Source organism: Halobacillus sp. A1 (assembly GCF_024189295.1).
Classification (GTDB): Bacteria; Bacillota; Bacilli; order Bacillales; family Halobacillaceae; genus Halobacillus_A.
The window spans coordinates 355,823-375,302 of sequence record NZ_JAIZEN010000001.1 but is presented as its reverse complement, the minus strand read 5'-3'; the positions used below and the strand labels follow the sequence as shown (position 1 = coordinate 375,302).

The 19,480-nt window shown below is 39.9% G+C and carries 18 protein-coding genes; 2 read left to right on the top strand and 16 right to left on the bottom strand.

The features are described 5' to 3' along the window. The 15 genes from LF817_RS01695 to LF817_RS01625 all read right to left on the bottom strand — a co-directional run bounded on the left by LF817_RS01695 (position 1) and on the right by LF817_RS01625 (position 16,950). A complete protein-coding gene (locus LF817_RS01695; protein WP_253934026.1) occupies positions 1–585 on the bottom strand; it encodes a sugar transferase in 585 nt (194 codons plus the stop codon). 25 nt (positions 586–610) lie between these two features. Next, positions 611–1,696 (bottom strand): UDP-glucose 4-epimerase GalE, encoded by a 1,086-nt coding sequence (galE, locus tag LF817_RS01690; RefSeq protein WP_253934025.1) that lies wholly within the window; start codon positions 1,694–1,696, stop codon positions 611–613. 12 nt (positions 1,697–1,708) lie between these two features. Continuing rightward, a complete protein-coding gene (locus tag LF817_RS01685) occupies positions 1,709–2,779 on the bottom strand; it encodes an EpsG family protein (protein WP_253934024.1) in 1,071 nt (356 codons plus the stop codon). 33 nt (positions 2,780–2,812) lie between these two features. Beyond that, the gene (locus tag LF817_RS01680) at positions 2,813–3,703 is read right to left on the bottom strand and encodes a glycosyltransferase family 2 protein (protein WP_253934023.1); all 891 of its coding nucleotides are present in this window, start codon (positions 3,701–3,703) and stop codon (positions 2,813–2,815) included. Further along, on the bottom strand, positions 3,700–4,815 hold the full coding sequence (locus tag LF817_RS01675) for a glycosyltransferase family 1 protein (RefSeq protein WP_253934022.1): 1,116 nt from the start codon (positions 4,813–4,815) through the stop codon (positions 3,700–3,702). The genes LF817_RS01680 and LF817_RS01675 overlap by 4 nt, the downstream gene beginning before the upstream one ends. Further along, a complete protein-coding gene (locus tag LF817_RS01670; protein ID WP_253934021.1) occupies positions 4,800–5,951 on the bottom strand; it encodes a glycosyltransferase family 4 protein in 1,152 nt (383 codons plus the stop codon). The genes LF817_RS01675 and LF817_RS01670 overlap by 16 nt, the downstream gene beginning before the upstream one ends. A gap of 109 nt (positions 5,952–6,060) precedes the next feature. After that, a complete protein-coding gene (locus LF817_RS01665; RefSeq protein WP_253934020.1) occupies positions 6,061–7,887 on the bottom strand; it encodes a polysaccharide biosynthesis protein in 1,827 nt (608 codons plus the stop codon). 236 nt (positions 7,888–8,123) lie between these two features. Beyond that, positions 8,124–8,795: a CpsD/CapB family tyrosine-protein kinase gene (locus tag LF817_RS01660; protein ID WP_253934019.1), complete on the bottom strand. Its 672-nt coding sequence runs from the start codon at positions 8,793–8,795 to the stop codon at positions 8,124–8,126. Further along, positions 8,782–9,522 (bottom strand): YveK family protein, encoded by a 741-nt coding sequence (locus LF817_RS01655; protein ID WP_253934018.1) that lies wholly within the window; start codon positions 9,520–9,522, stop codon positions 8,782–8,784. The genes LF817_RS01660 and LF817_RS01655 overlap by 14 nt, the downstream gene beginning before the upstream one ends. A 702-nt stretch (positions 9,523–10,224) precedes the next feature. Continuing rightward, on the bottom strand, positions 10,225–10,350 hold the full coding sequence (locus LF817_RS01650) for a paeninodin family lasso peptide (protein ID WP_253934017.1): 126 nt from the start codon (positions 10,348–10,350) through the stop codon (positions 10,225–10,227). Positions 10,351–10,496: 146 nt separating this feature from the next. Continuing rightward, the gene (locus tag LF817_RS01645; protein ID WP_253934016.1) at positions 10,497–11,657 is read right to left on the bottom strand and encodes a CynX/NimT family MFS transporter; all 1,161 of its coding nucleotides are present in this window, start codon (positions 11,655–11,657) and stop codon (positions 10,497–10,499) included. 40 nt (positions 11,658–11,697) lie between these two features. After that, positions 11,698–12,633 carry an aminoglycoside phosphotransferase family protein gene (locus LF817_RS01640; protein WP_253934015.1) on the bottom strand — a complete coding sequence of 312 codons (936 nt, stop codon included), beginning with the start codon at positions 12,631–12,633 and terminating at the stop codon, positions 11,698–11,700. Between the two features lie 742 nt (positions 12,634–13,375). Further along, positions 13,376–14,824, bottom strand: coding sequence for an NAD(P)H-binding protein (locus tag LF817_RS01635; protein WP_253934014.1), 1,449 nt, complete (start codon positions 14,822–14,824; stop codon positions 13,376–13,378). 110 nt (positions 14,825–14,934) lie between these two features. Next, positions 14,935–16,515: a long-chain-fatty-acid--CoA ligase gene (locus LF817_RS01630; protein WP_253934013.1), complete on the bottom strand. Its 1,581-nt coding sequence runs from the start codon at positions 16,513–16,515 to the stop codon at positions 14,935–14,937. Between the two features lie 135 nt (positions 16,516–16,650). Next, a complete protein-coding gene (locus tag LF817_RS01625; RefSeq protein ID WP_253934012.1) occupies positions 16,651–16,950 on the bottom strand; it encodes a hypothetical protein in 300 nt (99 codons plus the stop codon). A gap of 780 nt (positions 16,951–17,730) precedes the next feature. On the opposite strand from LF817_RS01625, the gene LF817_RS01620 reads away from it, so the two are divergent. Continuing rightward, entirely contained in the window at positions 17,731–18,108 is a 378-nt protein-coding gene (locus tag LF817_RS01620; protein WP_253934011.1) for a RidA family protein, read from the top strand. A gap of 231 nt (positions 18,109–18,339) precedes the next feature. On the opposite strand, the gene LF817_RS01615 is transcribed toward LF817_RS01620, so the two are convergent. Next, positions 18,340–18,570 (bottom strand): helix-turn-helix domain-containing protein, encoded by a 231-nt coding sequence (locus LF817_RS01615; RefSeq protein WP_253934010.1) that lies wholly within the window; start codon positions 18,568–18,570, stop codon positions 18,340–18,342. Between the two features lie 332 nt (positions 18,571–18,902). Between LF817_RS01615 and LF817_RS01610 the strand changes: the two genes are divergently transcribed. Then, positions 18,903–19,358, top strand: a complete 456-nt coding sequence (locus LF817_RS01610) for a hypothetical protein (RefSeq protein WP_253934009.1) — start codon at positions 18,903–18,905, stop codon at positions 19,356–19,358. The last annotated feature ends 122 nt before the right edge of the window (positions 19,359–19,480 follow it).

The window sequence follows — 19,480 nt, the reverse complement described above, 5'->3', positions numbered from 1 at the left end:
CTACATCACTTTTCGAGAGCCTGTAAATTTTTCCATTGCTCCACGCCCTTCAGGTGTTATTCCTTCTTTCTTCATCACCTTTCGTATTGTTCTCCATAAGATTTTCGTATCTAACATCAGGCTATGATTTCTGACATACCATGTGTCATACTGAAACTTCTCTTCCCACGAGATACTATTTCTTCCGTTTACCTGGGCCCAGCCTGTAATACCAGGTCTTACTTCATGCCTCATAGCTTGTTCTTTTGTATAAAGCGGCAAATATTCCATGAGCAGAGGTCTTGGTCCTACTAAACTCATGTCCCCCTTAACGACATTGATCAGCTGTGGGAATTCATCCAGGCTGTACTTTCTTAAAAATTTCCCGGATTTTGTTACTCTCATTTCATCGGGCACATTCTCTCCATCTATCATCGTTCTCAGTTTATAAAGATGAAATGGCTTTTCATGTAATCCAGGACGTTCCTGCTTAAAAAGTATCGGTGACCCCATTGTCATTTTCACTACCAGCCCTGCCCCGAATATAAGAGGAGAGCAGATTAATAAAAGAAGTAGTGAAATCGTTATGTCTATGGTCCTTTTCATAGGTTCCATCTCCTGTACCTATCATTCATTTACTAACAGGTATAAAAAAATCCTTTGCCTGTTTCAGCAAAGGTTCTTTTGGTTTCATCAAAGCGTTCAAATTATCAAAACCATTCGGATTATTCACTTGCCACCTCCATGTATCCTGGCACATCTTGTCAATCCCACGTACGGCCTCCCATCCTAACTCTTCAAAAGCCTTAGTGGCATTTGCATAACAGACAGCAACATCTCCTGGTCTTCTTTTTAAAATGGTATAAGGAATGAGTTTATCTGAAGCCATTTCAAAGGCATCGATCATTTCAAACACGCTATAGCCTCTGCCTGTTCCGAGGTTGTAAGCTTCCACTCCAGTAGATGACTGCACCTTTTCTATCGCTTTGCAATGTCCTGCTGCCAGATCTACTACGTGGATATAATCACGTATGCCTGTACCGTCTTTCGTTGGGTAATTGTCTCCGAATATATTCAAACGATCTAATTTACCTACAGCTACTTGAGAGATATAAGGAAGCAGGTTATTAGGAACTCCATTTGGAGCTTCTCCAATTCTTCCACTTTCATGGGCTCCGATAGGGTTGAAATACCTTAGCAGAGCAATGCTCCACTTTGAGTCAGATAAGTAGAGGTCTCTTAGGATCTCTTCAATCATCAGCTTTGTCCTTCCATAAGGATTAGTTGCTGATAAGAGAGCATCTTCTTTGATCGGTACTTCATCACTATTACCATAAACCGTTGCAGAGGAGCTGAACACGAGTTTTTTCACATTATGCTTTTTCATTACCTCGCAGAGAATAACCGTGCCAATTACGTTATTAGCATAATACCAGAGCGGTTCATTCACTGATTCTCCAACTGCCTTTAGCCCGGCAAAATGAACGACGGCTTCAATATCATTTTCTTCAAATATGTTCTCAAGTTCTTCCTTATCCATAAGATCGAACTCATAGATCTTAAAAGTTTTACCCGTAATTTCAGTTACTCTTCTTAATGATTCATAATGACTGTTTGAAAAGTTATCAACAACTACTATCTCATATCCTTCACTTAGCAGTTCAACACATGTATGACTCCCGATGTATCCCGCTCCGCCCGTTACTAAGATCGCCATTTTTTCTCCCCCTTACCACAATAAATAATGGCTTTCATAAGAAATATTTAATGTTATGACACTTTCATAAAAATAATAAAATAAATAACAAACCAGCATCCCGTAATATACCAGCTTTTCATCCCGATCCCTGAAGAGAGGAACGAGCCATGAAACGAGAATTAATTGATAAAGTCCAAAATAAATCGAAAATCGTGCAAAGATCCAATTTTGAGTGGAAATCACCATGAAAACAAATCCGATCAAGCACATATTGATAACAACGTCGCTGTTTGGCATAACTTCTCTTAATCGATCTCTTCCGAGGTAAGCTACAAACAGGGGCGCCCCTTCGACTGCTACCCTTAAGAAGTTTGCTCCGCCCTCAGCAAAATCTTTGTATTCTCCATACTGAGTATCTTCTATTGCTGAAAACAGTATCGAAGAAAATTGATCAAATCCAGCTACTAGAAGAACAGCAAATGCCAACAATGCTAAAGTTGCTTTTGAGAATGCCTTTACTTGAACCATAAAATACACCGGCAGTAAAATAAGCGCGCTCTGATGAAAAAGTGAGGCGATTAAAATGACTGCTGCATATCTTTTGAAACCGCCTTCCACCAGGTACTTAATTGCTGTAAAGGCAATGGCTGCTGCTAACGTCTGTCGAATACCGTTCATCGTAATTAAAAACAAGCCACCCGTTATATATACGAAAAGACTAAGTTCCAGCATCCTTGAATATTTGTACAATACGATTACAATGAGTGCATTTGTAATAAGAGCAGTGGTCAAAATCAATAATTGTGGATCTGATGATATCGATTGGAGAAGCATTTGCAAAACTCCAAAACCGATATCCTTTTGCTCTTTAATTAGCTCCCATGTAAAAGTATTCACTTCATAGGCGTGCATGTAGAAAAAAGTATCTCCAATATTAGAACGCAACCCCGCTACTGCTACTAACGAGATTAAAGCTACGAAAACAAATAGTTTATTCGGCTTAAATAAAACGGCGGTATTCGTGTGTACTTCAACCGCGAGCACTCTAGCTAGTAATACTAAACAAAAAACGAGGAATAGATTCATCCATAATAATGTCATATTGATTTCCTTTCCAAGCAGCCCCGCAGCTGCTTAGCTAAGAACGTCCCTTGTTCTACTTGTTACATATAAGAAAAGAAGAAAACCAAAAGGAATGGCAAAAGTCGTTATCCCTTTATTAGGAGATTCCTTTAGGAAGTTTGTATTCTTATTCATCAAGCTGCTCGAAACATAATGGATGGCTTGTCTAAATTTAAAAGAGACACTGACAAATTGCAGTGTCATCAGTTCCTTCCTATAAAAAGCAAACCCTTTTGGGTTCCTGCGGTATTGCTTCAGCATATTACGCGAAGAGCCATCTTCTAAATATTCTACCCGGCACAGCACTTGATTGAGCAGCAGCATTTCGTACTTTTCATCCAGCTTGTAGTATTTATAAGCCAGTCCAACATATTTCTCATTTTCAAAAAGGGGGTAAGGAAATTCCTTCGTCAGCTCTGTTCGATAAACAAGCTTTTTGTCTCCTTTGACGCCATGCTTATTATATAAATCAAATAACGTGGACTTTTTTATTCCTTCAGGCAGCAGTGTCCCTATAACCTCCCCGTCAGTGTAAGAGTCGAGTCCAATCAGGCCGCTTACATTGTTGTCACCATGCTCCTTCCAGCATGTTTCGATTTGCTCTACTGCATCTTCAGGCATATAGTCATCTGAATCAATACAAACGTTAAGTTCGGTCTGCATTATTTTATAAGCAGTATTATGAGCTCCGTGCATCCCTTGATTATCCTGATAAATATATTTAATAGAAATTAAAGCTTTTGAAATCCACTGCTCTACTAATTTCTCAGTTTCATCAGTAGAACCATCATCTACGAGCAGCCATATAAAATTTTGGTTGGTTTGATTTACGAGACTTTGATATAGTTTTTCCAAACAAAATGCTCGATTATAGGTAGGTGTAAAAATCGTTAGCAGCTTCAACTGACCTCCCTCCCTAATTGAATATAGTCATTTTGAGTTTTTATAGCTGTTTGTTGGATATCATAGCCTTTTTGTGTAAGCTTGGCAGGATCAATCAACCTGGAGCTTCGTTGAACGGATAAAGCTTTGATCGCTTCCACCCACTCATGATGATGAGGAAGAGGGAATTGCTGGACTAATCCCAGTTCCATATCTACTTCTTCAGTTATAGTATTTGTAATAAAGCAGGGCAGCCCTGCATTTTGGGCTTCTATTAAGGTAACAGGCAGTCCTTCATGATAAGAAGGAAAAAGGAACATATCAAAAGCTTGGAGCAGCTTATCTACATCTTCCCGGACCCCAAGAAAATTCACATGTTCATGGATTCCTAATTCCCTGGACTTCATTTCCATTCTCTTTTTCAGAACTCCATTTCCAGCCAATAACAGGATCGTATTGCCATGTACCTTAGAAAACTGCTGAAAGACTTCAAGTAAAAACTCATGATTTTTTTGATGATTGAACCTTCCAACGTGACCGATGACAAATGTATCATCACGAATATTCAACTGGGCTCTGACGTCCCGGCGGTCTTTACTGGAATATAGAAACTTTCGGTTATCAATACCATTTTTTAATACATACGTTTGATTGGATTGTCTTCCAAACAACCATTCTGCAGCTGAATGAGAACACGCAAATCTATGAGTAGCATCTTTTTTTATATGACTTCCCGCAAATGATTTGTATAGTTTACTAACAATTCCGCCTTCACTCCGAGTATTGTGGCTGTGAGCAATCCTTACAGGAACCCCCGATCTTTTCGCACACTGCAGCACAATCCCGCTCATTTTATCCAAGTGAGCATGAACGATCTTATAATCTTGGGACTCAAAAAAGTTCACTAAGGCTTTCTTATAACCAAGGTGTCCTACGTCTGTTACATAAGGAATGCGATGTATAATACCGCCCATATCTTCTATCTCTGAGTCAAAAACGCCGGGCTTGCATGTTAAAAAGTCGAACTGGACTTTTGTTCGGTCAATATTGCGATATAAGTTCATCAATAAAGTTTCTGCTCCGCCCCGGTTCATGTTAACGACAACGTGGAGCACTCTTAACGGACGGCCCACTCTCCCACCCCCTCTTCCTTCATATAGGATTGATAGATGACTTTCTTTTGGTTTAAAACTTTTGGGACATTATATTTTCCAACGATTGTTCTTCTACCTTCTTTACCTAGCTGCTCTATTAATCCTCGGTTATTTGCCAGAACCTGCATTTTTCTCGAAAATTCTATTACTTCGTCCTTCGAAATCAGCCAGCCGTTGACATCATGATCAATTAACTCACGGTGACCTCTGTTCTCAACAGCAATAATGGGTAACTCACAAGCCATCGCTTCCATAATGTTTACTGGAAGCCCTTCACGAAGGCTTGAACCTACACCAACATCACTTATGGATAGAAGCTGTTTCATATCTCTTCTAAATCCTAAAAAATCTACTTTACTTTGTATTTCCATCTGTTCAGCCATCTTTTTACAATCCGCTAATCCAGCACCCTCACCCGCTAGTAACAGCCTTGCATTTGGTATCTTGTTTTTCACTAAATTAAATGCGTGAAGCAGAAATTGCTGGTTTTTATTTGCATTGAATTCTGCCGGGTAAATAAATAAAAAGTCATCTGGCCGATAGCCGTATGACTTTCTTAAAGCAATTTTCTCTTTATAGGGTACAGGCTTGAATTCTTCAGAATCTACGCCTACTCCATGTACTAGTTCTATGCTGGCAGCCTTTAATTTTCGTTGCGCGAGATGGTAATCTTCTTCATTGATCGTAATGAGACTATCAGTTAGATGAGCAAGCACCTTCTCAACTGGGTAGTACATCAGCCAATTCATGAGCGGAGCACCTTTGCAAAAATGAAACCCGTGAGCTGTATAAATGACTTTTGCCCCGTGCTTTCTCGCTTTTATTGATGCTAATCTTGTAAGCGCCCCGCCCATCGGCGTGTGACAGTGGATGATGTTATATTGATTATCATCAATAATCTTTTTTAATTGCCGATAAGCTTTCATATTTTTCTTGTCCATGGGAGAGCGTTGAATAGGAATATTATATTTTTGATCCACATAGGGAAGCTCGATTTCACCACTGGCTGCTACATGAACATCCCACCCTTGTTCTTTAAACCATTTTAAATAGGGAAGATGAAATGCTTTAAAATGATAATCGACGGTGGCGCTGAATAGTACTTTCTGAACCATTGCCCTCACATCCTTACGATTATGTCGTTAGCTCCCTACCTTCTTCTTAATCTATTGGAGTTTAGACTTATCAGCTGCCAAATGCATTTTTTAAGCCTTGCTCCTTAAGTCAGCTGATAATCGGCAGCACCGGCTTTTCCTGCTCAGCATGATTGGCCAGCTGTATAAGCCGCTCTCTTAATTCATCACGGCTCCACGTTTCATAGTTGGAAATAATTGCTTCAATCTCTTCGATGTATAACTGCGCTGTTTTCCCTATATAAATTTTTGGATAGACCTGATCCTTATGAATTTCATCTTCTTTAAGAAGCTCTTCAAATAATTTCTCACCAGGCCGGACCCCGCTATACTCAATTCCGATTTCATCAATGGTATGGCCGGAGAGCTTGATCAAATTTTTGGCGAGATCAACTATCTTCACAGGATCTCCCATATCGAGAACGAAAACTTCTCCACCTTCTGTTAAAGCTCCTGCCTGAATCACGAGTCGGGAAGCTTCAGGTATGGTCATAAAGTAACGGATCATGTCTGGATGAGTCACAGTGACGGGTCCGCCTTTTTCAATTTGTTTTCGAAACAGCGGGATTACACTGCCACGGCTTCCCAGCACATTGCCAAACCGCACGGCTACAAACTTAGTGGAGCTTTGTTGATTCATACTTTGAACGATCATTTCCGCTAACCGTTTGGACGCCCCCATCACACTCGTCGGATTGACTGCTTTATCGGTTGATACCATGACGAAGGTGCCAACATCGTACCAGCTGGCAGCTTTGGCTACATTCAACGTGCCGATTATATTGTTTTTTACAGCTTCTTCTGGATTTCGTTCCATAAGCGGTACGTGTTTATGGGCCGCGGCATGATAGACGACATCTGGCTGATGAGATTGCATGATCATCATCATTTTCTCAGCGTCCTGCACGTCTGCGATCTCTGTGACAAATTCAATACCAGCATCAGAAAAGTTTGATCTCATTTCCATCTCAATTGTGTAAATACTGTTTTCACCATGACCGAGTAATACTATTTTTCTAGGGTTGAATCGAGCCGCCTGTCTTGTGATTTCAGACCCAATTGATCCTCCTGCCCCGGTAATAAGAACCACTTTCTCTTCTACATATTCCGAAATACTTTCTGTGTCCAACACTACAGGTTCTCGTCCTAATAAATCTTCCACTTTAACATCACGAAACTGTTTTACCGACACTTTTCCCGTTACCAGGTCCTCTAACATTGGTAAAATCTGCGTTTTTGCTTCGGTTTTTGCGCATTCATTAAATATTGTATTTAGTTCCCTTTTATTTAAAGAAGGGATAGCTATTACTATGTGAGTGATCTCCAGTTCTTTCACCTTATTCGCAATGTCCTGAACACCTCCGACCACAGGCAATCCCAAAATGTCCAGGTTGCGTTTCCTTATGTCATCATCTATGAAAGCGACCGGTTTGAGCTCTGAGTCATTTCCTTTTTGGAGTTGTCTTGTAACCATTGTACCTGCTGATCCTGCCCCGACAATCAAGGTCCGTTGCTGATTTTGACGAACGAGAATAATTGAATCTCGATATACCCGCCATAAAAAACGGGAGCCCCCAATTAAAAGAATATGAATCATCCACGTAAGTACAAGCATTCTCACAAGTACCGTTTGAAAAAGCAGGGCCTGCACAAGTGCTGTCAATACAATAGAGTAGGTCACCGTCTTGCCAATGACAATCAACTCGTTAACACTCGCATACTCCCAAGCTTTTCTATAAAGATGAAGGTTGAAAGAAAAATAAATATGACTGATGAATATTACTGCCATGGTCACGATTAATAGAATTCCGGAACCGTAGAGCAGCGATTCAACTAACATCCTTATAATTAACAAAGAGGCAATTACGATACATAAGTCAATGAATATGAATAGAGATAGTCTTTGCCGGTAGGTCATCACTTCGCTCCTTTCCTAGTTTCATAGATTAAAATTCACAGGTAAGCAATTCTTCAAGAATCGTTTACCTGTGAATTTTAATAAGGGCATTTAACCCATCCTCACACCATGCCAATGCAACTCGCGCTAAGGTCTTATTTCAACCCACGACATGGTCGAGTACCTCCGTTGATAACGGCCAGGAGATATCACCGCATTTTATTACAGAAGTTTCATTCGTAATAAAGAACGAAATGTCAAAAAATTTTCCTGCCTTTTTCATTCATGATCGCACCCACTATATTAGCATGTACGATATCTAATACTTTCTTAGCCTCCATCACTTTGCGCAAGTCCGTATTTCCTCGATTGACTACTAGCACGACACCATCACACATATTAGCTAATACTCGTGCTTCATTTGACTGAAGAACGGACGGGGCATCAATGAGCACGATATCATAATCCAGGCTTACTTTTGATAAAACTTGAACCATTATATCGCTGCCTAGTAATTCTGAAGGGTTAGCACTTGGTTTTCCAGTGGTTATTATATGTAGACTGCCAAAACCCGCAGGCTGCACTACATTTTTTAAAGTGGACCTTCCAGTCAAAACATCCGTTAAACCCTCGTGGTTATCCGTCTTGAATAATTGATGTACGGTAGGGTTTCTCAAATTTGTATCGATTAGCAGAACTTTTTGTTTCTGCTGAGCCATAGATATGGCCAGATTAGCGATAGTAGTGGATTTTCCTTCTTTTTTTCCGGAGGAAGTAATTAAAAACAGCCGCTGGTTAAGGTTTTCTGTAAGAAATTGAATATTGGTGCGTAACGTCCGGAACTGCTCCGAGATCAAGGATTCAGGGTTGAAGTGCGTGACGAGTTTACTTTTCTTATCCGGAGCTTCCCTTACTTTATTTAATTTCAACCGACTCACTCCTCACTTCTGCGTCCTCGGTTTTCCGCTTTTGACCTCTAGTAGTACTATTCTTCTTATTCATTGGGGATATAGTACCAATTACCGGAATACCAAGAAAATCTTCAAGTTCTTCCCTGGACTTGACTGTGCCATCCAATGTATCGAGTAAAAATATAATTCCAACTCCTAAAACCAGCCCGGCTATTGTTGCGATAACGATATTTCTATCTTGGAATTCATTGGTCGGAAACGGATTAACCTTCGCTTGTGATAAAATTTGAACTTGCTTGAATTCAAGTATATTGACGATTTCACTTTTATAGACTGCAGCCGTTTTATCAGCGATATCCGCTGCCATTTGGGGATCGTTTGCTGTAACGGCCACTTGAACTACTTCTGAATCGTCAAGCTGACTTACTTCGATTTGATTAGCTAATCCTTCAGCTGATTGAGGAAGATTCAAGTCACCTCTCACTTTTTCCATAATGATAGGATCCTTGATCATGACCATTAACGTGTTCATATTTTCATCTTCCCCGCCGAGAATCATCCGGGTTGATGATTCATAAATTGGCGTATTGTTCATGTAGCTGTAGCCATAAGCTGCCCCGCCCCCTAGTAACATCATAATAATGAGTATCCAGAAGCGTCCTTTGAAAACATCTAAATAATCCTTAAGATTAATTTCTTTTCCACGACGTTCATCACTGTATGTTACCCGTTTCAAATTACTCATAGCTACCACCTTTAATCATAAAATAGGTTAATTCTCTATAACGAACGTAATGATTAAAAAAATATAAATATACCTTTTTTCAACTTTTTATACTTTTATTTTTAGATATTAAGTACATTCTAGTTCTATATAAAGAACGTGTCAATGGTTTATTACAAAAAAGAGCAAAAGTTGGAAGAAATTCTTGATTTGATGGTTTTAGATAATTTCGCCTAACAACAAACTAGCTTCTTTGAACGTAGGCTGGGCTTAGAGGACTTGTCTGATTTTTTCTAACATTCATGACCTTTTAATTGAGGCCGAACTTGTCGAACTACCAAGTATTTTTTTCACATTTTTTGATTCTATCAATTTTACTAAAAGGAAACCTCCCTTCCACTGTACTGTCAGGGTAAAAAGATCATATGAAATTAATTCAATGGTTTCGAACTCTATCCCTCTTCACAAGTTTAAGCCTATAAGGAATCATTAAATTAAAACGCTCTCCATTTTCAGCATTAGAATCATTGCCAGTAATATTTTCCACAGAAATATTCCCATGTTTCTCTGAAATCTTTTTCTTGTTTGCTCTTAGTTACAATTTCAAACCTTCATTTTCATTTATCCACTTTATTGGTACACCTCCTTATACACTTGAAGTATTAAGGGTTCTTGTATCGTATTTCTAGCTGTCTAATTGAGCCGATGATCCACAATCTTTACCTAAATTTTTCTATCGTCTTTTTTACAACCTCCTCCACCGTCATGACCGCCTCTCCAACGTTGTCCGTTCATAGTCATGCTGATATTTAAAACATCTAAAGATGGATTCTTCCAATCTCTCTTCATTATCTAATCCTCTTTTATTCTTAATAATGAACAAAATAACTAAAAATTACAGATCTATGTCTTATTCCTAGATCTGATAAAACGAAAGAACTTCCTTCTCAATAAAGAACTTTTTATGATAATTTCATCTATAGAATTCTCATAATTTATGAAAGATTTTCTTCCGGAACATACATATTCCTGCCCGCCCCATTACCAGACATTATCATACCTAAGACTACAAGAAGAAAAATAAGAATAGCGATTGTCCATGATTGTACTTCATCAAACAGAAATCCTATGGAAACCGGACCGACAGCAGCGAGAAAGTACCCAAAAGACTGAGCCATGCCAGAAAGATTGGAAGCTTGCACAGCGGTTGGTGCACGCAAACTTATCAAAGTAAGTGCCAAGCTGATCGCTCCTCCTTGCGCTATCCCCATTAATGCTACAGCTAAGACTAACGGTATAAAATCTTCACTGAACAATAGGATGATCAGACCGATGATATAGACACTCCCAATACCCCAAACCATTCCCTGCTGGTTTTTCATTCGTCCTGCAAGAACAGGAGTCAGAAAAGTAATGGGAAGTCCGACAAGTTGAAGCCACGAAAGCATCCACCCTGCCTCTGAAGGGGCCATACCTCTGCTTTGCAGAATTTCTGGAAGCCAGGTAATGAGACAATAAAACATAAACGACTGCAGTCCCATGAATAGAGTGACTTGCCAGGCGATTTTTGAACGTAATAGTGGGCTGTTTTTGATATCTATTTTTGGAATTCTTTCAGGTTTTCTTTTTAAACGCGCTTGCGGCAGCCAAACAATCAGACCTATCAGTGCAAGGACGCCCCAAATTCTAAGCGACCCCTGCCATCCAGCAGCCAATGAATCAGCTAAAGGATAACTCACTCCTGAACCTAGGGCAGCGAAAGCGCTCATCGATATAGAATATAGTCCTGTAAGGAGACCTACTTTAGCGGGGAAATGCTGCTTGACGATCGCAGGCAGCAACACATTACAAATTGCAATTCCAATACCGATAAGTGCTGTACCTGCGAACAATGCACTGAGCCACTCGACTGAGCGAAAAACAATTCCAACTGTAAGCACGACCAATCCAAGCAAAATGGATCTACCGTTCCCAATCCGCAGACTTAAGCGAGGGGCTATTGCGGAAAGAATCGCAAAAGCAACAAGGGGAAGTGTAGTAAGTACCCCTGCTGTCCCGTTTGAGATCATGAACTCATCCCGTATCCATCCGACCAGAGGTCCTACAGCAGTTAAGGAAGGGCGCAAGTTGAAAGCTACGAGTATTATACCTGCCATTAAAACCGCTTGTTTTCGTGAGATACTATGCGCCTCCTTTTTACATCAACGCTTCAGACAATGAGCGGTTGAATGTGTTTTCGTACATGGTTTTAAAAATATCGATCCCCTCATAAAATTTTTTGTTATATTGCCCGGTTTGTTTATCCACAGTCCATGATGTTGATAATACCGCATGGCAGAATCCCCATAATAGCAACCGTTCTTTATTCAGAGTCAGCATCTCAGTCAAAATATTTATTCGTTCTTGTATCGTTTCAAATTTTCCATGTTCAGGCAATTTGTTCAATAAAAATTGAATCAGGTCGTATTCGGTCTCCCCTATGAGTCCTTTAGGATCGATCGCTACCCACGATTGATCCCCATTTTTCAGTACATTATAATGATGAAAATCACCGTGTAAAATTTTATATTCCTTAATGGTGCGGTTCATATAAGCGAAAACAGCTAGAGCTTGATTTAAAACGCTGCTCGAAATAGGGTCCAACCCCCCGGGATTATCCTCACATATTTGTTTAAGATTGTTCTCCCTGTTTCTCGTGGTCGGCAAATCCATATGTTTACCAGCGGGAACTAGCAGTCGATCGATAACCTTAGCTGCTATTTTCGTTGCCTCTTGATCGTCTTCCCATTCAGCAAGCATTTGACCTGGCTCTATTTTTTCCAAAATCAAAATGCGGCGGACAGGATCCTCATCCACTAATTGGACAATACCTTGTTTATTTAAGGAACGGAGTGCAAGTCGTTCATCGTGATGCCCCTCTTCAGGCAACCCTAATTTCACGACTACTTCTCCCCCGTTTATTATAGTGGCTGGAGCTACATAATTGAACGAAAGCTTGTAAGGTGAGTGCATTTTGAGCTTCCAATTCGTTTCACAATATGTAATCAATTGAGGCAGGTCATTTAACCATTCTTCCCCTTTATGAGGACAGGCCAATATCACATTTCGAACGAACTCACCTGGTAGTTCCATCTATTTTTCACATCCTTGACTTACAGTTGTGGTAATCTACTATGCCATCTATGTTTTAATGCGGTACTCTCTTTTTTCTGATTGATTTCCAACTGTTCAGCGTTTTTCTTTGGTAGTTCGGAATCCTCTTGACCCGCTTTTTCATCATAAGCCACAACAACCTTATCTCATAATGAGAAACAGCCTAAATAAAAGCTCACTATTTGTGATTCGCACCTCTAAACATTGATTATGAAAGAAAATTCATAAATTCTTTGAGCAAATATTACTTTTTTTAAAAATGAAAAGTTGGGAAGGTGCATGTCTCCTTTAAGGAAAAAAGCTGGAGCTATATAGTACTCATGCGGGTTACTATGTAGGGACATGAGAACTTTCTTCACCTTCTACAAACGGTGGTATAAGAAAGTGTTTTTCTTCTTATATCTTAGTTCCGTCCGTAATATAAGTTAGGTGGTTTTAGGAATGGGCGAGACTCCTGTGGGATGAGAGTGATTGGTGAGATCCCGGAAGGCGGCAGCCTGAGGAAGCTCACCGCACTCCCACGGAAAGCGAGTCCATTCTTCCACTCCTCACGATGACGGAACAGAGATCCTACATAGCACTTCAGTCACAGGAATCTTGCCATTTCCCGCCGCCCTATCCACTCAAAAAATCTCCAATTTATATATTCCATTATAATCCATATCATCGAATAACTTCTTATTAAAAAAGCCAGCTCTTATCGAAAGAGCTGACCGCAATATTAGCTGGTTTGCATCGGGTTTTCCCTGACGTCTCCGCTCCCTGTTTCTGATAATTCTATCATACTTTGTAAGTGTTTTCGGTATAAATACATGACCAACAGGTGGACTCTGGCTTGTGTATATTTATAGATGAACCAAGGAAGAGAAGGCATGTAATCATGAATAGCCACAATACATTCCTGTGTACCTGGGATTTGTCTAAATTCTAGACGCCCCCTTTCATTTTTATTCGAATCGAAAAATATTCCCCCTGTAATATAATAAAGCGTACGTTTAGAAGTACTGCGTTCATGTGAATAAGATAGCTTTAATAATGGCTTGTCCGGAAAAGCTAATTTAATTCTATAGTTCATTTTTTCATCAGTTTCCGACTGAAGAAGAGGATTAAATTTATTCGAAAGCCATTCTACATAATGCTGGGCTGCCCATTGAGCGTCTTTACCTTCGGGAATCTGTATTCGCTGAACGGAACGAACATCTTGCTGAACTTGTGGGGCCTTGAATTTATTATTGGAAGAGCTTGAGGATTCTTTTTCCTTTTCCAATGACCATTCAGCCGCTTGTTTAAACGTCATCTTCCCACGACTAATCTCCTCGTCCATATTTTCAGAAGAAGCCGTCATCGGATGAACGAGGCTTTCTATCAAGGGATAGACCATTTCTTTTGGAGATTGCGTCGTCAGACTTACCCAGAGACGTGAAAGCTTCACTGTAATAAAAGGTACATCAAACAACTTCGGTTTTCTCCCCATCGCTTCCGCAGTTTGAACCATCATGTCTTTATAAGTCATTACTTCAGGTCCTCCTACATCAATGGCTTGTCCTTTTAGTCGATGGTTATCTATACTTTTATCTAGTGCTTCCAGCACATCTGGTAACGCGATCGGGTGTGTTTTTATACGTGTCCATTTCGGCAATGCCATGACAGGAAGCCGTTTTACAAGCTTTGCAAGGATTGGAAAAGAAGACCCCTTAGGACCTACAATCAGGGCCGCTCTGATGGTCGTCACAGGTACACCATACGCCCCGAGGATGTTTTCAACTTCTAAGCGGCTTCGTAAATGACGGGACAGCTTTTCCGCTTTCGGAATGATACCGCTTAAGTAGACAATTTGTTTCACTCCTTGTTTTTTTGCTGCCTGGGCAAAATTGTCCGCCAGGATGACGTCCATATCCTCAAATGTTCCTTGTGTCAATTTAGCGGACGGAAGCATGGAATGGACAAGGTACACAGCGATATCTGCTCCTTCCAGACCCTTCTCAGCATCCACCATCGAATATAAATCGCAGGATCTCCATGTTACGTGCTCACTATCCTCTTTGTTATCACCATTTCTTGATAAAGCAATAACATCGGCGTATTGTGTCAATTTCTCTAACAAGTTGTTCCCGATATATCCACTCGCCCCTGTCAGTGCAACAACTGGACGTTTTCTCTCTTGTTCCATAAGAAAGCCTCCTTACCTTAGTTAGTGACCTCTTCCCTTTATATACCAGCAGGTAACATCTGGATATGGTCATAAGAAAAGCTGCCTCTATAATCAAGGCAGCTTTCATGTTACCGTACCATTCGATCTTCACCCTTCCACAATTCTTTGCGTAAGACGACCTTCTGAATTTTACCCGATGCTGTTTTAGGCAGTTCCTCAACGAAAGAGCAGCTTTTAGGCACTTTAAAATGAGCGAGTTTGGCGCGGCAATAGTTTTTCAGTTCCTCTTCTGATAAGGAATGATTTTCTCTCACTACGATAACGGCATGCGGCGCTTCTCCCCATTTCTCATGGGGTACAGCAACGACAGCCGCCTCGAGGATGGACGGATGGTCATATAGAGCACCTTCGACTTCTATGGAAGAGATGTTTTCACCTCCGCTGATGATTACATCTTTTTTTCGATCAACAATTTCAATGAAGCCACGCTCATCTACAACCGCCATATCTCCTGTATAAAGCCACCCATCACGAATCGTCTCATGGGTTGCTTCCGGGTTTTTGTAGTATCCCTCCATAACATTATTCGATCGGGTAGCGATTTCTCCAATCGACTTCCCATCGGCCGGCACATCTTCACCTAATTCATCGACCACTTTGACCTTGGATCCTACCATGGCGTACCCTGTTTTAGCTTTTAATAAATACTGTTCTTCTTTAGGCAGGTTTTTTTCAGAACCTCGTAAAGCGGAAGTTGTAATGAGCGGACTAATTTCTGTCATGCCATAGACTTGGATAAATTCCCATCCGAGCTCTTCTTCCACTTTTCTTACGAATGCAGGAGGGGGAGCGGATCCGGCGATGACGATCCTCACCTTTTGATCGATATCAATATTCATAACTTCATATTGTTCGAGAATCATATTTAAGACGGTCGGCGCCATGTGCAGAACCGATACCTTATGTTTACTTATTTTATTTAAAATGGCTTCCGGCTCCACTTTACGCAGCATTACCTGGGTTGCTCCATTCATCGTGTAATAAAACGGCGATCCCCATCCATTTACATGAAACATCGGAAGGACATGGAGCAGGGTGTCCTGGTCTGATACTCGTAAATGATGCATAGCTGACAAAGCATGCAGGTAATTGGAGCGATGGGAAAGGAGTACACCTTTCGGATTTCCAGTTGTGCCACTTGTGTACAATAAGCAGGCGATATCAGATTCATCAAGTTCTTCACGATCGAACGTCTCCGTTGAAAATTGATTTCTCCATTGGTCATACCCTTCGTGTCCTCCGGAAGGTGCCCCATGGATAATCACCTTTTCTAATTGAGGTATATCTGAAACTATAGGTTCAACTAAAGGGTAGAGCTCTTCTTCGACGAATAATACTTTACTTTCACTATGAGTGAGTATGAACTTATAATCATCTGGTTTCAGCCTCGTATTCAAAGATGTCATAATGGCACCTACTTGAAAAACTCCATAAAAACCTTCCAGCATTTCAGTGGAATTCGGTGCCAGATAAGCAACTTTGTCTCCTTTTTGAATTTGTAAGTCTTTCAATCCTCGGGACAGCTGGTTCACACGATTGTTTAACTGACTATAAGTAAGAATATGGTGATCATCAATAATAGCGGGTTTCTCTCCATAAAGTTCAACAGCACGATCCAGGAAATCAGTAAGTACTAAAGGTACATGCATGCAGTCATCGCCCTCCTCGATTAAAGCGTTTACATTTTATTCTAATGAAACTCCTGTTATATATCAATAGATATAAAAATAATAGATATATAACAAAGAAAAAGACACAGCCCTGTTACTGTGTCCTTAACTATATTATCCTCCCGTGATTCCAAGAGCCGTGAGCAATATATAAACCATCATTATAAAAGCGGAGCCGTTTATCAAAAACAACAACCATCTAGCCCAACCTGTTCCTTTAAAAGCGAAGAACGCTCCCGTTAAAGGCAGGAGAACCATGACGAAAAAAGCTATTCTTCCAAATCCCCAGTAAGAGAAACCGCTGACCATCAAAGAAAATAGGAGAAGAAAACTTCCTAATAATATGAGAGAAATGATATTGAATTTTTTCTTCTTGTCCTGTTCATATGAAGTATAATAAAAACTATTAGCCACAATATCCCCCCTATCGACATAAACATGTTCGCTTTTCTATTATAATATTCACTGCAATGATTATTAAGGTCCATATTACTTATAAATGAAATACTCCTTATGTAGTCATACTTATTATGAAAGTGAGCAGCATAACTACAATCCCGCTCGCAACCAGCACATTACTCCACTCTCCAGAAAGCCTTTCTTTCCCTTCACCTGTATATCGTCCTGAGAGTTGCCACCTGTTTCTGTACCAGACAAAAATGATGAACAGCAGGACACGATCCCATGAAAGTAATCTTCCACTCCAGATCCATCACATAAAAATTTATTAAAGCCCCACCTGATAGAAGTAAAGTACTCCGTGATTACAATAATACGAATGATTTCTTAAGTAGTTTGTAACGTATCCCCCTCATCCATATTTTCGTTAATCCCCCCCCATTGAGTGAACTTTTGCAAAAACAAACGAGACACGAATTCTTTGAACAAGAAAGTAAGCACACCTGTTAAATGGTTACTGCCATGGATTTACCTCTCTAAACTCTTACCATACCCTTTCGACCCTTTCACCTGAATATCCTCTTACACACCTTAAAAATTGTTCGCCTTACGAACAGTCGAGCGTCCGCTATTCTTCCCTTCAACTACCATATTTCTATTACTCGTAAATTACTACAAATTCATACATTTCCCGGGAAATTATATCAACCTTTGCATTTCTAAATTCATTATCATTTAGATTTATAGATTACTCGTGGTAGGATGAAGATAACTTACATAAAAGGAGAAGATCATATGTTCAAACCACTAGCTACTGATCAAGCACCTGCAGCCATTGGACCTTACTCTCAAGCTGCTGATGTTGGTAATCTTATTTTCATTTCAGGTCAAATCCCTCTTAATCCTGAGACTATGGAATTTGTTTCTGAAAATGTAGAAGAACAAGCACATCAAGTGATGAAAAACCTTGGTGCTATTCTCGAAGAAGCAGGGCTGACTTATAAAAATATCGCAAAAGCTAATATTTATCTTGATTCTATGGATGATTTTGCGATAGTAAATGAAGTATACGCAAGTTATCTTAGCGAACCCTATCCTGCAAGAGCAGCGGTTGAAGTCAGCAAGCTGCCTAAAGGCGCTAAGGTAGAAATCGAAGCGATCGCTGTTAAGTAAAAACTTCCGGATTTAATGACAGGAAAAGAAAGTGTCACAAAATAAATAACAATTTACTTTTCATTTTGATCAGCATGGTATATAACACGAAAAAATGCTCAGAGTCCCATTCTATGTGGCTCTGAGCATTACTTCTGTATAAGAGTTATTCAATTAAAACACCCTGGTCGCCTAAGATCGTTTCCTTTGTGTAGAAACAAGGGTAAGGGAATCATTCATTTCAGTGCATTATTAATCTTCATCTTTTATATCAGGATCTTTAGGAATAGGTTCGTTCAAGTATTCTTCGATCATGTCACGATATTTCTGAATCTGATCGAAATAGGAGGCGAATTGATTTTGATTAATTAAATATTGGGCCCCATCGTGGATCGTGCGTACTTTTTGTTCTCGAATTAGATTTTCCACATACGCTTCAGGCACATCCAAATACTCAGCTGTTTCTTCCACAGTTAAAAACAAGGCTTTCACCGTCCTTATGAATCAGTTGATGTAACTATATCACAAATAGCTATAGAAAAAGGTGGATTTACCTCCATTTTACACGAAGTTACATACTTTTAACCAACAAAAAAAAGCTTTCCCGTATTTCAGGGAAAGCTTTTCGATCTTTGACGCGAATGTACCGACGACCACATTCGTCGTTTAGCCTTGTGGCATATACTTCGTCTTACACAAACAGCTCATCGCTTCATTACTATACCATGTATACCGACAATCCACAATGTTATTTTCTTAGCAGCACCCAGCTGTGCTATAATTAAAAAATTACTACGTTCCTATGGAGGTACCACATGTTAAGTTTTGAAGAAAAAATTGCGGTGATTGAAGAGTTTGAAGAGTTAGAGAAAAAAAACGTCTCACTCGGCAGAGTGAATTTTCATTTTGAAGAAAGTTTGTATGATAAAAAGAATGTCGTCTATCACCTGCACCCTAATGGGAATGGTTTTGTATATGCTGGTGAAATGGAAGGCTATCCCGTCGATGATCGAGGTATGGTCAACATCCGTGATTTTGATGCCAAGGAACTGCACGCCATTGTACGTGAAGCCATTGATTCTTTAGCATCTACTCCAGTTGAAAAGGACCCTGTTCTTGAGGAATGGATGAACGATGATGATCAATTACTCATTCTTATGCGCGAAGAAGACGGCTACAATGTGTATGCTGGTGAAAATTTAGAGGGGACGTTCAATTCCTACGAAGAAGCGGCCGATTTTTTAGAACAAGAAGGCTTTAAACACGACTAACAAGGCTTTTCTTAGAGTGAAAATCTTCACTTGAGGGTAAGTTTTTTAGAGATTTTTCTCTTCATGATTTTGGCACACACTTCTATTTAATGTACAATAAGCATTTACAAGTTGTAGCTTTA

Excerpts from the sequence above, each read along its gene's own strand:
- LF817_RS01695 (WP_253934026.1), bottom strand. The coding sequence starts at position 585 with ATGAAAAGGACCATAGACATAACGATTTCACTACTTCTTTTATTAATC.
- galE (WP_253934025.1), bottom strand. The coding sequence starts at position 1,696 with ATGGCGATCTTAGTAACGGGCGGAGCGGGATACATCGGGAGTCATACA.
- LF817_RS01685 (WP_253934024.1), bottom strand. The coding sequence starts at position 2,779 with ATGACATTATTATGGATGAATCTATTCCTCGTTTTTTGTTTAGTATTA.
- LF817_RS01670 (WP_253934021.1), bottom strand. The coding sequence starts at position 5,951 with ATGGTTCAGAAAGTACTATTCAGCGCCACCGTCGATTATCATTTTAAA.
- LF817_RS01665 (WP_253934020.1), bottom strand. The coding sequence starts at position 7,887 with ATGACCTACCGGCAAAGACTATCTCTATTCATATTCATTGACTTATGT.
- LF817_RS01655 (WP_253934018.1), bottom strand. The coding sequence starts at position 9,522 with ATGAGTAATTTGAAACGGGTAACATACAGTGATGAACGTCGTGGAAAA.
- LF817_RS01650 (WP_253934017.1), bottom strand. The coding sequence starts at position 10,350 with ATGAAGAGAGATTGGAAGAATCCATCTTTAGATGTTTTAAATATCAGC.
- LF817_RS01645 (WP_253934016.1), bottom strand. The coding sequence starts at position 11,657 with ATGGCAGGTATAATACTCGTAGCTTTCAACTTGCGCCCTTCCTTAACT.
- LF817_RS01640 (WP_253934015.1), bottom strand. The coding sequence starts at position 12,633 with ATGGAACTACCAGGTGAGTTCGTTCGAAATGTGATATTGGCCTGTCCT.
- LF817_RS01635 (WP_253934014.1), bottom strand. The coding sequence starts at position 14,824 with ATGGAACAAGAGAGAAAACGTCCAGTTGTTGCACTGACAGGGGCGAGT.
- LF817_RS01630 (WP_253934013.1), bottom strand. The coding sequence starts at position 16,515 with ATGCATGTACCTTTAGTACTTACTGATTTCCTGGATCGTGCTGTTGAA.
- LF817_RS01620 (WP_253934011.1), top strand. The coding sequence starts at position 17,731 with ATGTTCAAACCACTAGCTACTGATCAAGCACCTGCAGCCATTGGACCT.
- LF817_RS01610 (WP_253934009.1), top strand. The coding sequence starts at position 18,903 with ATGTTAAGTTTTGAAGAAAAAATTGCGGTGATTGAAGAGTTTGAAGAG.